Annotated in this window: 15 protein-coding genes; 11 read left to right on the top strand and 4 right to left on the bottom strand. The window is 59.4% G+C overall.

Going from position 1 to position 14,932, the window contains the following annotated elements:
* Genes BGO89_13105 through BGO89_13095 form a run of 3 tightly spaced genes read right to left on the bottom strand, consistent with a single transcriptional unit; the run spans position 1 to position 2,707 of the window.
* On the bottom strand, positions 1 to 999 hold the full coding sequence (locus BGO89_13105) for a tetraacyldisaccharide 4'-kinase (protein OJX56271.1): 999 nt from the start codon (positions 997 to 999) through the stop codon (positions 1 to 3).
* 5 nt (positions 1,000 to 1,004) lie between these two features.
* Positions 1,005 to 1,595 carry a hypothetical protein gene (locus BGO89_13100; GenBank protein OJX56270.1) on the bottom strand — a complete coding sequence of 197 codons (591 nt, stop codon included), beginning with the start codon at positions 1,593 to 1,595 and terminating at the stop codon, positions 1,005 to 1,007.
* Positions 1,595 to 2,707 carry a lipid-A-disaccharide synthase gene (locus tag BGO89_13095; GenBank protein ID OJX56269.1) on the bottom strand — a complete coding sequence of 371 codons (1,113 nt, stop codon included), beginning with the start codon at positions 2,705 to 2,707 and terminating at the stop codon, positions 1,595 to 1,597. The genes BGO89_13100 and BGO89_13095 overlap by 1 nt, the downstream gene beginning before the upstream one ends.
* A 76-nt stretch (positions 2,708 to 2,783) precedes the next feature.
* On the opposite strand from BGO89_13095, the gene BGO89_13090 reads away from it, so the two are divergent.
* The 7 genes from BGO89_13090 (at position 2,784) to BGO89_13060 (ending at position 8,091) form a co-directional block, all read left to right on the top strand.
* Positions 2,784 to 3,479 (top strand): hypothetical protein, encoded by a 696-nt coding sequence (locus BGO89_13090; protein ID OJX56268.1) that lies wholly within the window; start codon positions 2,784 to 2,786, stop codon positions 3,477 to 3,479.
* A 113-nt stretch (positions 3,480 to 3,592) separates the two neighbouring features.
* Positions 3,593 to 4,255 (top strand): hypothetical protein, encoded by a 663-nt coding sequence (locus tag BGO89_13085; protein OJX56267.1) that lies wholly within the window; start codon positions 3,593 to 3,595, stop codon positions 4,253 to 4,255.
* Between the two features lie 58 nt (positions 4,256 to 4,313).
* On the top strand, positions 4,314 to 4,772 hold the full coding sequence (locus BGO89_13080) for a hypothetical protein (protein ID OJX56266.1): 459 nt from the start codon (positions 4,314 to 4,316) through the stop codon (positions 4,770 to 4,772).
* Between the two features lie 68 nt (positions 4,773 to 4,840).
* Positions 4,841 to 5,251 carry a hypothetical protein gene (locus BGO89_13075; GenBank protein OJX56265.1) on the top strand — a complete coding sequence of 137 codons (411 nt, stop codon included), beginning with the start codon at positions 4,841 to 4,843 and terminating at the stop codon, positions 5,249 to 5,251.
* Between the two features lie 95 nt (positions 5,252 to 5,346).
* The gene (locus tag BGO89_13070; protein ID OJX56264.1) at positions 5,347 to 6,162 is read left to right on the top strand and encodes a hypothetical protein; all 816 of its coding nucleotides are present in this window, start codon (positions 5,347 to 5,349) and stop codon (positions 6,160 to 6,162) included.
* A 16-nt stretch (positions 6,163 to 6,178) separates the two neighbouring features.
* Positions 6,179 to 7,198, top strand: coding sequence for a hypothetical protein (locus BGO89_13065; protein OJX56263.1), 1,020 nt, complete (start codon positions 6,179 to 6,181; stop codon positions 7,196 to 7,198).
* On the top strand, positions 7,195 to 8,091 hold the full coding sequence (locus BGO89_13060; GenBank protein OJX56262.1) for a hypothetical protein: 897 nt from the start codon (positions 7,195 to 7,197) through the stop codon (positions 8,089 to 8,091). Before BGO89_13065 ends, BGO89_13060 begins: the two co-directional genes overlap by 4 nt.
* Positions 8,092 to 8,213: 122 nt before the next feature.
* Here the strand turns inward: BGO89_13060 and BGO89_13055 are convergent, their stop codons facing one another.
* The gene (locus BGO89_13055; GenBank protein ID OJX56261.1) at positions 8,214 to 10,430 is read right to left on the bottom strand and encodes a hypothetical protein; all 2,217 of its coding nucleotides are present in this window, start codon (positions 10,428 to 10,430) and stop codon (positions 8,214 to 8,216) included.
* Between BGO89_13055 and BGO89_13050 the strand changes: the two genes are divergently transcribed.
* The 4 genes from BGO89_13050 (at position 10,431) to BGO89_13035 (ending at position 14,921) form a co-directional block, all read left to right on the top strand.
* Positions 10,431 to 10,631 carry a hypothetical protein gene (locus BGO89_13050; GenBank protein ID OJX56260.1) on the top strand — a complete coding sequence of 67 codons (201 nt, stop codon included), beginning with the start codon at positions 10,431 to 10,433 and terminating at the stop codon, positions 10,629 to 10,631.
* 90 nt (positions 10,632 to 10,721) lie between these two features.
* On the top strand, positions 10,722 to 12,845 hold the full coding sequence (locus BGO89_13045; GenBank protein OJX56259.1) for a hypothetical protein: 2,124 nt from the start codon (positions 10,722 to 10,724) through the stop codon (positions 12,843 to 12,845).
* A 169-nt stretch (positions 12,846 to 13,014) separates the two neighbouring features.
* On the top strand, positions 13,015 to 13,485 hold the full coding sequence (locus BGO89_13040; protein ID OJX56258.1) for a hypothetical protein: 471 nt from the start codon (positions 13,015 to 13,017) through the stop codon (positions 13,483 to 13,485).
* A 92-nt stretch (positions 13,486 to 13,577) separates the two neighbouring features.
* Positions 13,578 to 14,921, top strand: coding sequence for a hypothetical protein (locus BGO89_13035; protein OJX56257.1), 1,344 nt, complete (start codon positions 13,578 to 13,580; stop codon positions 14,919 to 14,921).
* Positions 14,922 to 14,932 lie beyond the last annotated feature (11 nt).

Below are 14,932 nucleotides of genomic sequence, written 5' to 3'. Positions count from 1 at the left end.
TCATGGTACGATCCGTTCCATGATGGCATCGTCGAGCGGGTCGAGACTGCGTGCCGTGATGCCGATCGACAGGAAGTGGATGCCCTCCGTGTCGAACGACGTCCGGTACGCATCGAGTTTGACGGCATCCTTCTCCGTCGTGATCACCGTCGTCGTACCAGCCGCCTGCGCGGCTCTAATGACGGACATCGCATCGCGTTTGGTGTAGTCATGATGGTCTCCGTATTCGAGTATCGTCGCGACGTCGATACCGAGCTGTGCAACCGTGGCCCGGAACCGTTCGGGGTTGGCGATACCGCTCACCATGACGACCCGTTCGCCGCGCGGTATCATGTCCGCGATGGAGCCTGACGTCGATCCTTCCGTCAACAAGGACGTCGTCGGTTCGATGACGACGTGCGTCACGAGGACATCATCGCTGACATACGACGCCACGTCGTGACGCATAAGCGTCGGCGACATGAGCAGGACGATGGATGCGCGCCGTAAGGACGTCAGCGGTTCGCGCAATCTGCCCTGCGGCAGCAGTTGCGGCTGGTGAATGGTTCTCTCGTCGATGAGAACGACGTCTACATCCCGATACAATGCCCGGTGCTGGAAACCATCGTCGACGACGATGACGTCGCACGGCAGCATCCCCGCTGCATGGACGGCAGCATCGACCTTGTATTCACAAACGACGACAGGAACGTCGAGCGTACGTGCGTGCATGAAGGCTTCATCTCCGGCAGCGGCAACCGTGGCCACGATCGACGCACCGTCATGTACGACGACCAGTCCTTTCGATCGACGGCGGTACCCGCGCATCACGACGGCGGGCCGGTAGCCATGACGCTGCAGCAGACGGACGATCATCTGCACGACGGGGGACTTTCCCGTACCGCCCACGCTCAGATTGCCGACGCTGATCACCGGCACCGTACAGCGCACGGCCGGGCTGCGTCCATCATCGTATCGTGCATTACGATGGGCGACGATGGCACCGTAGATGGCCGACAACAGCGCTAGCACGTCACCGCTCCCAATCGTTCCAGCTTGTCCGTCACATGTGCGATGGCTGCATCTATTCCTTCCCGCGTGGCGTTCACATCGGGATGGATTTCCGCACCGACGTGCACGGTGATGCGTGACCACGGCAACGGCAACTGGAATGCATCCCATGAGCGGTGGAATATCTTCTTGCCGACGGACATCATACGGACCGGGACGACGGGAACACCACTGCGATGCGACGCCACGACGGCACCGGGTTTGCATACATGGGCCGGGCCTCTCGGCCCGTCCGGCGTGAGTAGCACGATGGACGTCGCCGCGTTCGCCACGATATCCTGCAATGCTTCCTTGCCTCCTTGCGACGACGAACCTCTGACGACCCGATATCCCCAATCCTCCAGCAGCGTCGCCAGCAACGATCCGTCACCGCTCGAACTGACGAGAGCCACGGGCTTCGAACCACGGAACGCATACCATATGGGAAGCATCTCGCCATGCCAGAAGACGACGATGCAGGGGGCCGTCGGCAACGTTCCCTCGACATGGACACGCCATGTGGAAGCAAGTACACGGATCAGCGCGGAGGTGAGGAAGGACTTCATCACAGTACCATGTCGGCAATGATGTCGGCGGCTCGGGCGCTTGCACCCGGCCCCCCGAGAAGTTCACGGACGTCGTCGCTGGCCGCCCTCAGTTCGGCCCGTCGCTCCTCGTCGTGGAGCAATCGCCGGGCTTCCTGCGCCAGACGTTCCGGCGTGGCGTCGTCCTGGATGTATTCATGGATGATCCGCTCGTTCAGGAGAAGGTTCATCATCGTCACGGAATCGACCTGGACGAGACGTTTGCTCATACGATAGGACAGCCATGACGTCCGGTAGAAGGTCGAGAACGGAAGGCCCAGCAGGGCCGCTTCAAGCGTCGACGTACCGGCCTTGATCAATCCGGCTGCGGACGTGCGCATCGCCTGACGGGCATCGTCGACGATCTTCACATCGCAATCGGCCAGCAGACGATAGGCCTCGTCGGGAAGGAAGCCAGGTCGTGGACATATCACGGACAGTGACGGTTCCAGCGTGCGGAGCCTCTTCACCGTATCGGCGAGCAGAGGCAGATGCCTGTGCAATTCCTGCCTTCTGCTCCCGGGCATGACGACCAGTTGCGAGCCGTCATGGGACAACGGTGGGCAGAAGGCCTCGTCGTCGAGCAGCGGATGACCGACATGGACGGTATCGATTCCGAACTGCGCGAAGAACTCCCGTTCGAACGGAAAGACCACGAGCAGGCGGTTCACGACTTCGGCCAGGCGCCTGCCGCGATCGCGGCCCCATGCCCACAATTGCGGGGCGATATAGTAGGCCACAGGAACATCGGCGCGCCGGGCGTGGTCTGCCAGCCGCATGTTGAAGCCGGGATAGTCGACCGGAATGAAGATCGACGGCCGGGTGCGACGGATGACGTCGGCACAGCGGTCGAGCAGGGCGCGGAAGAATCCATATCGCTTGGCGACTTCCCAGAAGCCGCTCACGGCGAGGTCCTTCAGTGACGCAAGTGAATGCAGGCCCTGGAGTTCCATCGCCGGCCCACCGATTCCCTCGAAGACGACGTTCGGTATGCGCAGCCTGATTTCGGCCATCAGACGAGCGGCATGCAGATCGCCGGACGGTTCGCCGGCGGAAATGAAGATGCGAACCTGATCGGAACGGGTCGGGAACATGAATCGCGCGGTAAATGAGGCATGCAAATTGCCTATATTCGAGCCATTGAACAATCAACTACTACGGGTATTCATCATGAAGCGCCTTTTCTCCGTAGCTCTCGCCGCAGCCGTCCTCGCAGGCTCGGCTTATGCAAATACCTCGATCCGCATCATCCCCAAGCCGACACGTGCCGACATCGACGGACCGGCCACGGAAATGAAGATCAAGCGTTTTCCCGAAGGCAAGGAATTCATCCTTAGCGTCAACAAGAACGAGAACGTATCGCACTTCACCATCCAGTGGTTCAAGGATGGTCAGATCCTGCCCGGCGAGAACGCCCAGGATCTGCGCCGCCCCATCGCGACGGCCGACCTCAACGGCATCTATACCGTCACGATGAGCAGCCCCTGCGCATCGGTCGAAAGCAAGCCCATCCGCGTCATCGTCGGCCGCATGGCCTATCCGATCCAGACGCAGGTCGGTGACGACGTGATCGCCGGCGTCAACGAAACGATGGCCGCAACGTTCGAACTCCGTGAGTGCCAGCCGAATCCTGTCACGGATCGCGCCACGATCACGTTCGTGACGCGCGAAGCATCACCGGTAACGCTCAAGGTCGTCGACCTCAACGGTAACGTCGTCGCCACACTGGTCAACGAGACCCTTTCGGCCGGTCAGCACGAAGTGGTACTCAACACGCGCGAACACAACATGTCGAACAGCCTCTACTACTACGTCCTGACGGCACCGGGATATACGGATTCGAAGCCGCTGATGATGGTGAAGTAAGGCACCGTTCGCTACGGAATGACGATCACACGAAACCCTATCCCGACGGATGGGGTTTCGCATTTATACCCCGATGGCATCGAACGCATGATCATCGACACCACTGGAACATCATGACGACCGGAATGGATCCGTTTCGACATCGATGGCGCGGCCTGCTGCGACGGTTCGACATGAAGGACCTTGCCGCGGCGTTACGTTTCGCCATCCCGGTCTCGGCCATTTCCCTGATCTCGTCCCCTCCGGTATGGGGCACGGCACTCGTCGTCATGGCCGCCTCGGCAACCGGCATCGGCATTACCAGAGCGATCCGTTCCGTCAGGCATGGCACGCAGCCCTCCACTGTCGACATCGATGGCGATGCCTTCGTCATCGGGCCTGTGGCACGCAATGCACGTCCGACGACGATCCCCTTCCGGATCGTACAGCGCTTCATCCTCGATGGCCCCGGGCTGTCGACTGCCATCGAACGGCGTCTGATGGACAACGAAGTACCGGCCATTCCATGGCTCACCATCGAGTACCGTGACGCCCGGCTCAAGATCCTCTACAAGCCGGTCTACGTCATGGCCGATGCCCCGAACTTCCCGATGTTGTGCCGGGCCGTCGCCGATATTCCCGGCGCGAAGCTGATGATATCGCACAAGTACGCCACACGGGACGAATGGCTCGCGGCAGTGGATACCTGCGAGGAATCCATGCTCGGCCGGCGCATCGGACGAGGTGATATCGATGACAGGCATTCGATCACCAAGGAACTGTTCGACGGACTCTGAGCTCCGGCACATCGACCGGGCATGGGGCAGGAAACCTCGTCGCCCCTCACAACCATCGATGGATATTCGCATGGCGATCCACGGTCGCACAACATCCATACTGATACTCCTGCTGTGGGCTGGTATGGCAGCAGGCTGTTCGTTCCTGGTTCGATCGTACGTCGTGAATCATGGCGATACGCCGGCCGTGATAGAGGTGCGGATGATGGATCCGGTCGACGTCGACTCCATGCTGACGGCTATCCGCATCGCACAGGGCACCTATACCATCGAGGCCATCGATGACACCCTTGCCTGGATATCTCCCGATACCGAACGTATCGATTCCACGGCATTCCGTGTGACCGTACCGCCACGTTCGACCGCCGTCATGTGGAAAGCATTCAACACGAGAGGCGTGCGGAGCATGACGATGGGCACCTGCAATCTGCTACCCGGCACATGCAGCCGCAACGAGCGCAGCGGAGGATTCGCGAAGATCCACAAGTACGTCGTTCACATCGGTGAAGGACGATGAACGTCACGGCGGAAACCGAACTCCGCCATAGTGCCCATCTAGCAGGAACGTCGTAAGTTCGAACGTCGATGTTCTCCTTCCTCTCCATATCGCATCGGATATGTTCGCAGGTCATGGCCATGCTGATCATGGCATGCCTGTGCATCGGCATTTCGCGTCCGGTCGTCATCCTCTCGGCATATACCGCGCAACGCGCCACGATCGCCAGGATGCTGTGCGAGCAGCGCACCGTACGCAACAACTGCTGCCAGGGCAAATGCTACGTACGCAAGCAGCTCAAGGAGGAAGATCGCAAGGAGCGTCAGCAACAGCAGCGCGAATCGCGAATCGAGATAACCCCGGCGGTGCATGACGGCAAGGTGACATCCATCGCACCGACCGTCGCTGCCGCATACGACGTCTGTACCCCATCCTATTCCTTCGGGATCGCGACCGGCCCCGACCAGTCGATCTTTCACCCGCCCCGACTTCTCAGCTGACATCAGGGCGCGATCCTTCCGGTTCATCACCATGCCTTCGTGGGAATGAACCTTCCTCGATCCTATTCCATCCACCGAACAACAATCGAACAGTCATGAATCAGATCTCTTCGCTCCGCGCGGCGGCGCTTGGCCTTGCCGTACTCTTCATCATGTCCGGATGCGGCAACCAGACCACCGAACCCTTGAACGATGGCGGTGGAACCGTCGTCCTCGAATTCGACAACGTCGTCGGCCCACAAGAACTCGTGCTCTCCGGTCCGTCCTACGTCAATGCGACGGGTGAATCGTTCACCGTCACCACCTGCAGGTACTTCATCAGCAACGTCGTTCTGCATCGTCAGGACGGAGCCCTGTACACGATTCCGCAGGACTCGTCCTACTTCCTCGTGGACGAGGCCGTGGCGGCATCGCACCTCGCGACCCTTTCGAAGATTCCGGCAGGTACGTATACGTCCATCTCCTTCATGATCGGAGTGGACTCACTCCGTTCCGCCAGCGACGTCTCGCGTCGGACGGGCGTACTCGATCCGGGTGCGGCTGCAGCAGACATGTACTGGGTATGGAATTCCGGCTACATCTTCATGAAGCTCGAAGGTTCGTCGCCCGCCGCTCCCGAAGCACCCTCGGGCGAACGGATGTTCCGCTATCACGTCGGCGGCTTCGGTGGCATCGCTCCTACTCCGACCATCAACAACATCCGCACCGTAAGGCTTTCCATTCCCGGTGAGGGAATGAAGGTCCAGCGGGACAAGAAGACGACGATGCATCTGCTGGCCGACATCATGCGCATCTTCGACGCAACACCGAACGTTTCCATCGCTGCGAATCCGACCGTCATGCTGGCGCCCTTCAGCTCGACGATCGCCGACAACTATGCGACGATGTTCTCGGTGGATCATGTACACTGACCGGACATCCTTCGGCATGATCGTACCGGCGATCCTGCTGCTCTGCTGTCTTGTCGGATGTTCGGGTGAAACGGCTCCTGCGGAAGTAGTGGATCCGATGAGTATCCCCGCCCACTTCCCTGCGCCCGTCTACGACTTCGGGCGGAATCCCGTCACACCTGCGAAGGTAGAACTGGGCAGGGCCCTGTTCTACGACGGACGCCTGTCGCGTGATGGCAGCATCAGTTGCGGCTCGTGCCATCAGCAACAGAGCGGCTTCACACAGCACGGTCATGACGTGAGCCACGGCATCGAAGACAGACTCGGCACGCGCAATTCACAAACCATCCAGAACGTCGCATGGCAGCGAACGTTCTTCTGGGATGGCGGCGTACACGACCTCGACGTACAGCCCCTGGCGCCGATCGCCAATCCTGCGGAGATGGACGAACGCTTCGAGAACATTCTCGAGCGTCTTCGTGGCATCCCTGCATACAGGGATCGCATGCGCCGTGCCTACGGTAACGACTCGGTGACGACGACACGCGTGCTGCAAGCTCTCTCCGCCTTCATGCTCACACTGGTCTCCGCCGAATCCCCGTACGACGACGTGCTTCGTGGGCGACGTTCGTTCACCGCGACCGAAGGGCGCGGCCATGACATCTTCGCGCGCGAATGCGCACCGTGTCATGCCGAACCTCTCACCACGGACGGATCATTCCGCAATACCGGACTGCATCCGAGTTCGCTGGACGACCGCGGACGCGCGACGGTCACGCTACGCCCCGAGGATGCCTATGCCTTCCGCGTACCGAGTCTTCGCAACGTGGAGGTGACAGGACCGTACATGCACGACGGCCGGTACCGGACCCTCGAAGCGGCGGTACGGCATTACGTCCGCAACGTCACGGACATGGAGCATCTCGACCCCCTCCTTCGCAGGGAAGGACGCACGGGTATTCCTCTCACCGACGACGACGTCATGGACCTCGTCGCCTTCCTTCAGACCCTCACCGACAGAACATTCCTGAACGATCCCCGACACGGTGAACCATGAAACACGTTCTGACGATGATCGGTGTGGCGCTTATCCTCTCGTCTCCGGCTCTTGCCTGCGACGTCTGCGGATGCGGCGTGGGTTCTCCATATGCAGGCCTTTCGCCGTATACCGACAGAAGTGCCATAGGCGTTCGTCTTCGATATTCGTTCTTCGAATCCCATCTCACCTACGGTGAACGCTTCCGTTCGACGGAACAGTTCATCCGGTCCGAGCTCTGGACACGTTGGACACTGGCCGAACACTGGCAGATAACGGCGACGGTGCCGTGGTCGAGCAACATGCAACGGATGACGATGTACGGCACGACCGTATCGGAGTCGGGTCTCGGAGACGTTACGGCAGGACTCAACTACGTCCTCTCGAGCTCCGAGGACGAGTGGCGAAGCAGCCTCGTCGCAGGTGCGGGAGTCTCCATTCCAACAGGTACATGGCGTTTCCGCGACACGACGGATCAGGTCGCCAATGCGAACTTCCAGCTCGGTACGGGCAGTGTCGACGCGATGCTCTCGATGATCGGGACGTTGCGTACGACGACGCTCGGCTTCCAGCTCGGGACGGTGGTACGGATTCCGACCGCCAATCCCGACGGCTATCGCTTCGGAACGTCGGCGGCCATCACGGGCTCCGTCTTCCATCTCTTTCCGACGGGGTCGATGACCTTCATCCCCAGCGTCTCGGCGACCTACGAAACGGCAGCAATGAACACATCGTCCGGCGATGTCATCGATGTGACGGGTGGACACGTCCTGTTCCTGGGTGCAGGAGTCGATATCGTCATAGACCCCGTGATGATCACCATTTCGACATCGATACCTGTCGGCCAGGATCTCGGTGGTGGGGCACTCCGCACGAACCCACGACTGACGGGTGGGATATCGGTGCTTCTGTGATATCGCCATCTCGACAGGTGACGGGATCCCCGATCGCATTCGACGCGGCATACTGCAAATGACGACGGCCTCCGGTGGAATCATCCGCCGGAGGCCGTCTCGTTGTCCATATCGTCAATCGTTCATCGAACGATGCAGAGCTGTGTGCCGACGATCGCATCGTGATTGCGGATACGCAGACGATACGTTCCGGATGGGAGCGCCGTCACATCCAGCGATGCGCGACCATCGGCGATGTCCACCATAGCCGAATGGATGGTGTTACCCATCATGTCGATGACGTCGGCCGTCGCCGGGCCAGAGATCTTCGCCATACGGACGGTGATCCGCGTCGATGCCGGATTGGGGTGGATACCACAGGTGACACCGACCGGATCACGACCTTCATCGACCGACACCGACGTACCGGCATACTCGATGTCACCGAGCACCGTCGAGCGTACGAGGCCATAGGTATCGTGCCAGCCGAGCGCCATGCCCCATACGAAGTCTTCATTCGGGAAACGCTCGACGTATTTCTGGTCGGCCTGCAGACGCCAGATGGCTTCGGCTGTCGTGAGATAGACGTCCCCGTTCGGAATCATCATGTAGTCGAACAGAAGCAGGTCCATCGTCATCCCGAGCTTGATGTCGTACACTTCCGGCGTCATGAAACCCTTCGTCGGCCGAGTCAGACGGAGCGTACCTTCATTCTCGTCGCCACCGATGAGGACCATACGGAACGTGTCCCACGACCCCATGCTCAGAATCATACCCGCTGATTCGAGATCCCAGAGTTTGTAGAATGCCGCAGCACCACCCGCATGATACTCGTACAAAGCCTGATTGGCGGTGATGACGAGATCCGATGCCGTGCGTTCCGCCATGGACCACATGGTGACCGTATCGTTACGATACAGCGTGCGCCACGTCGCTCCCGCGTCCGTCGATGCGGCGATGGCATGACGCAGGGTGGTGTAGATCACGTTGCCGCGTACGACGAACCTGGAACCCGAACCCAGCCCGTCCTCATACCCTTCGCATTCACTGATCAGGGTCCATGTCTTTCCGTCGTCGGTGGAACGCAGGATACCCTGTCGTCTGGAGTCGGCGAGGAAGGTACCGTTACCGAGTGCGACGACGTCACCGATCGGGAAGTCTCCCGACGATCGCGGCAACGGCGTTACGCGTACGGGGTCCCACACGCCACTGGCGACGTTACCACGATAGATATCCCCATTCGCCGATGCGGCGACGATGGTCTCGCCACCGATGGCGAATCTCCATACGGGAACGGCATGCAATCCGGTGACGCTCTCTCGCCATGTGGCTCCCTGATCGTCGCTGACTACCGGACCGGACTCATCTACCGCCATGATCCGCGATGACGAGACGGCGAACACGCTCCTGAGATGCATCGGCAGGGAGTCGATCATCGTAGCCCATTCCGTGGCATTGCGCTCGAGATACTGTATCCTGCACTGTTCGTTCCCGAGCGAACGAATGTAGACGATATCGCCGTTCGGCAGGCCGGCCATGCTCTCCGAGAAGCCGAAGCCTTGCTTGAAGGTATGATCGAAGCCCTTGTTCATGTTCTCCCAGGTCGTACCGGCATCGACGGATCTGTAGACCACCGTATCCGCACGAGCGACGACGACGCTTCCGCCCATCGCCCATGCGTCGATCCTCGATTCATCGGGCAACGCCAGTTGGACCCACTGCCCGTCGGCGGTACGCCGATAGAGAAGGTTGTTCCAACTGTCTCCGCACAGGAGACTGCCGTCCGGCCCTTCCGTCGTGCCATTGAAATAGGTGCCGGACAACGTGATCTCGGACGTCCATGTCTCTCCGCGATCATCGCTGCGGAACACGGTCGTGCTGTCGTTCGATGTCATGACGAAGGCGAACACGGTGCCATTCGACGAGCCGAACAGTGCAAGACCGTTTCCCTCCAGAGCCGCGGGCAGGGCCATCTTCGTGAAGGCGGACGACGGACGGATGTTCACCCACATATCGCCATGACCGTTCACCGGATAGAGTACGAGTCTGTCGGCCGCACTGCCACCCTTCAATACCGCCATCCGGATCGACGACTCCGGGTCGACATCCATGACCCTCGCGATCTCTTCCCACAACCCACCCTGGTCTCTCGACAACAGGACGATAGGTCCCATATGTCCATAGATCATGCCGTTGGATCCGAGATCGAGATCCGAGACGGATCCTCCAGCGAGCGGCTGCATGAGTGGCTTCCATGTCATCTGTGCATGCAACGAACATATCGTGACGAACAGCATGGCGAATACGGTCGACATTCGCATCATCATCATCCTCGTAATGGTATCGATGTGTACGTGCACATGATAGTGAATAGCGTGACTATTTCCGAGACGATATTTACTATCGGACATGCTCAATTAATTCAGCATGTTCTCGGCACTTCCATATATGCCACGATGACGACTATATTATTATTCATTCGGGGAGCGCAGATCGGCATAGCGATACCGATCACTATCGTGTCCATGCGATCGGCATCGACGACCGCACGACGGCCATGACGATATAGCCTCCCCTTTTATCGTCCATCGTCCTTCCGCACAATCATGCGCTACCTCTCCTCTTTCTTTCTGTGCAGTCTTCTTTCCTGCATGCCCTGTCTGGCAGCCAGCGGCGATTCCATCCGCGTCGTTACCGTTCCCGCAATTCCCGTCGAAGTCGAACGATTGCCGACCGTCACTCCCATGACGAAGGGACTGCCCGCGTCGATCGTCAACGGACGTCGCACGGACGAGATCGACGTCACGACCGTCGCGGCGAATCTGGCCATCAACAATCCTCGTCAGTTGTTCAACGGTGTGGCGGGCATCAACATCTGGGAGTTCAGCGGTACCGGACTGCAAACGAACGTCGCGGCACGTGGGCTGAGCGCACATCGTTCGTCGGAGTTCGGCGTACGCATGAACGGCTACGATATCGCATCGGACCCATATGGATATCCGGAAGCGCACTTCGCGCCACCGGGCGAGGCGCTGGAGCGTATACAGCTCGTTCGAGGTGGTGGAGGCATCACCTTCGGGCCTCAGTTCGGTGGGACGTTGAACTACGTCCTGCGCGAACCTTCGCAGCGGCCATTCCATCTCGATGCCAACGTGACGGGTGGAACGTATGGTCTGGCAGCCCTGTATGCCGGAGCCGATGGTACGATCGATGACCTGTCGTACCGCGCCTATGTCTCGTTCCGCAGGTCGGACGGCTGGCGACCGATGAGCGGCTACGATGCGTTGTCGGGACATGTCATGCTCGGATGGCAGGTTTCCGACGCTCTTCGTATCAGAGCCGAACTGAGCGGGGCCTCGTTCGTGGAACACATGCCGAATGGCTTGACGGAAGCACAGTATGCCGCGGATCCCCGATCCGCATTCAGACCGCGGGACTGGTTCGCCGCACCACGCATCATGCCTGCGATCAGGATGGATATGCGGATATCGGACGACGTCGAATGGCACACGCATGTATCGGGTCTCATCGGCGATCGCAACAGCATCACGCTCGTCGCATCCACGGCCGTCGCCGATTCGGGAAGCAATGCTCGTCGCGTCAATCTCGATCACTTCTTCAATACCATTCTCGAGTCGCGTCTTCTCATACGCACCTCGCTGCTCGATCGCCCGTTCAGGATCACGACCGGAATCCGGAGTGCCTATACGACGACGCAGCGCTCGCAGGGCAGGGGCGAAGATGGTTCGGATTATACGACGACGTTCACCGCGCAGAAGACGCTGGACCTCGATCTGCGCGCACTGAACATCGCTGGCTTCGCGGAAACGGAGCTGATCGTCGTTCCCGACATGAGCATCGGCGTAGGTGCCAGGCTCGAATTCCTGAGGAACACCGGATCGGGTTCGTATACGAAGGAATTCGGCGCGACATCCGCGACGCCCTTCCTTCCCAGCGCTCCATTCACGCAGCTCGATGCGACCAACAACCGCACCTTCCCTCTCTTCAGCGCCATGGTCGAACTGCGAAACGTCGGCCCCTTCACCTTGTACGGCAATATCGCCCAGGCCTACCGTCCTGCGTTCTATGCGCAACTCTTCCCGTACGACGGCATTCCTACCGACAGCGCGATGCGGCCGTCCGTCGGCTGGACATCGGAATTGGGAGCTCACGGCACGATCGGCAGTATCCTTCACGTGAACGCTTCGCTCTTCTTCCTTCGCTACGACGATCGTATCGGCATCATCCGACCGAACGACGTGCTCTATCCGAACGGTTATCGCACGAACGTTGGAAGAAGCGACCATTACGGACTCGAACTAGCTCTCGATGCACGGGCATGGACGTCGAAGGACGGTAGCGCGGCGCTGACGGTTTTCGCGAACGGCACCGTGATGAAGGCGGCCTACGTGTCCGGTCCGGCGAACGGTCACTCCGTGGAGAACGCTCCGAACGTCATCGTGCGTGGTGGACTATCGTGTCTTCTGCTGTCCGATCTCACTGTCGCGCCGTCCATCAGCTACGTAAGCTCTACCTATGCCGACGCTGCGAATACGGAATGGAAAGCCGATGGCACCGTTGGGAAGATTCCTGCCTATACGGTAGTGGACCTGACGGCGACGTATCGGCTCAGCGGCAACGTGAAGATTTCGGCTAGCGTCAACAACCTGCTCGACGAGCGGTATTTCACGTCGAGGGCCACGGCCTATCCCGGACCTGGTATCCTTCCTGCCGACGGGCGTACGATGTCGGTATCGATCAATACATCATTCTGATCGAACGACGTGCGGGATCTCCGTCGGGGCCCGACGGAGATCCCGCGATGATCGGCGACTTCCATACCACGCGAGGAATTCGCGCAGGGCAATAGCCACCCCATTAGTTCGTCTTTTGCCGAACTAAAAGAACTTCTTATATTCGCACTTCAATCATGTGGGGTACGGAATGGCAGTAGTGAACCTGACAGAAAAGCAGAAGAACCTGATCGAGCGTCTGGGTGTCGCTCATGAAGAGCTCGGGCTCCCGCCCGCGGCGGCCCGGATCGTCGCGCTGCTCCTGGTGTCGGATGACTACGAACTCTCCTTCGAATCCATCCACGAGACCCTGAACATCAGCAAGAGCTCGGCGAGCACGGCCATCAGTCTGTTGCTGACGATGGACAGGATCGAATACTTCACCCGTCACGGCGAGCGCAAGCGCTACTTCCGGGTCAAGGTCGCCAACTCGGAAGAACAGGTGAACGAACGTCTGGACCAGATGCTGCAGCTCAGCACCATCCTGCGTGAGATCATCGACCAGCGCCCGGCATCCACGGCCGAATTCAACGAAAAGCTCGAGAGCCTGATCGGCTTCCTCGACTTCATCCGCCAGGAACTCCCGGTTCTCTTCAAGCGTTGGCAGGCCCGGAAACAGTAAACGGGAACAAGAAACGTCAACGCTGAATCTTTTGTCCAATTGGTTCGGTTAATCCCGAACATTCTGTTTAATTCGAGATCAAGTAATAATCCATGAAAACCTGGCTAAGGACTACCATCGCCATACTCGGCCTGCTGCCGGCGTTAGGCATCGCGGCTTCCGCGCAGCAGGAGATGTCGCTCAAAGCATGCATCGACTACGGCAAGGAGCATAACGTCGGTCTCCAGCGGTCGAGACTGGACATCTCGAAGACGGAGATGAAGGTCATGGAGGGCATCTCCGGCTACCTTCCCCAGATCAATGCCACCGGTACCTTCAACGACAACCTGAAGCTGCCGACGCAGATCATTCCGGGCGCGATCTTCGGTCAGCCCGGACAGAACATCGCCGTCCAGTTCGGTACCACCTATAATGTGACGGGCGGAATCGACGTCCAGCAGGTCATCTACAACCAGTCCATCCTCACCGGCATCAAGGCGGCGAAGGCGTCGCGGGACCTCTCGAATCTCAGCGTCGAGAACGCCGAGGAGCAACTGATCTACAACATCGCCTCGGCCTACTACGGCGCGCAGATAACGGCCATCCAGCGCGATCTGATCATCGCCAACCTCACCAAGGTCGATACGCTTCTGGGTATCACGCAGGCGCGCCTGGAACGAGGCTTCGCGAAGAAAACGGATTACGACCGTCTTGCGGTCAACCGGACCAATCTGAAGACGGAACTGCAGAACCTCGACCTCGCCCAGTCGCAGCAACTGGTGCTGCTCAAGTTCCACATGGGCATGCCGCTCGATTCCGCCATCGCTCTCCCGAAGGTCATGGGCGATGCCGATATCGCCGTACAGTCCGTCAACTCCGACGGATACGCGAACATCACGGATCTGAAGCTGCTGCAGATGAAGATCGAACTGACGTCGCTGAGCGTCGACCAGATCAACGCCGGCTATCTCCCCACGTTGTCGATGTCGCTGCGCATGAACTATCAGGCACAGCAGAACAACGCCAACATCTTCGCCAGCGGCACGAACTGGTTTCCGACGTCCGTCGTCGGCCTCACCCTCAACGTTCCCCTCTTCGACGGGCTGAACAAGATGGCACGTTCCCAGCAGGCCAGGGTGGACGTCATGCAGCTCGAGCTCGACAAGGTGAATCTCGAGCAGCAACTGAAGATGCAAAGCATCAACGCACGGAACAAGATGGAGATCAACCTGGCCGGAGTGACGACGCAACGCAACAACATGGAACTGGCCGACGAAGTCTATCGAACGACGCAATCGCAGTTCCAGGGCGGCATCGTGTCGCTGACGGAACTCTTCAACGCCGAAACGGCATTGCGGGAAGCACAGGTGAACTACGTCAAGTCCGTTCTCGAAGTCCGCGTCGCCGAACTCGACCTGTTGCGCTCGTCGGGCAACATCAAATCGATACATCACTAACATCATTACAC

Source organism: Candidatus Kapaibacterium thiocyanatum (genome assembly GCA_001899175.1).
Taxonomy (GTDB): domain Bacteria; phylum Bacteroidota; class Ignavibacteria; order Kapaibacteriales; family Kapaibacteriaceae; genus Kapaibacterium; species Kapaibacterium thiocyanatum.
The sequence above is the reverse complement of the archived record's forward strand: the minus strand, read 5'-3'. Positions and strand labels throughout refer to the sequence as shown.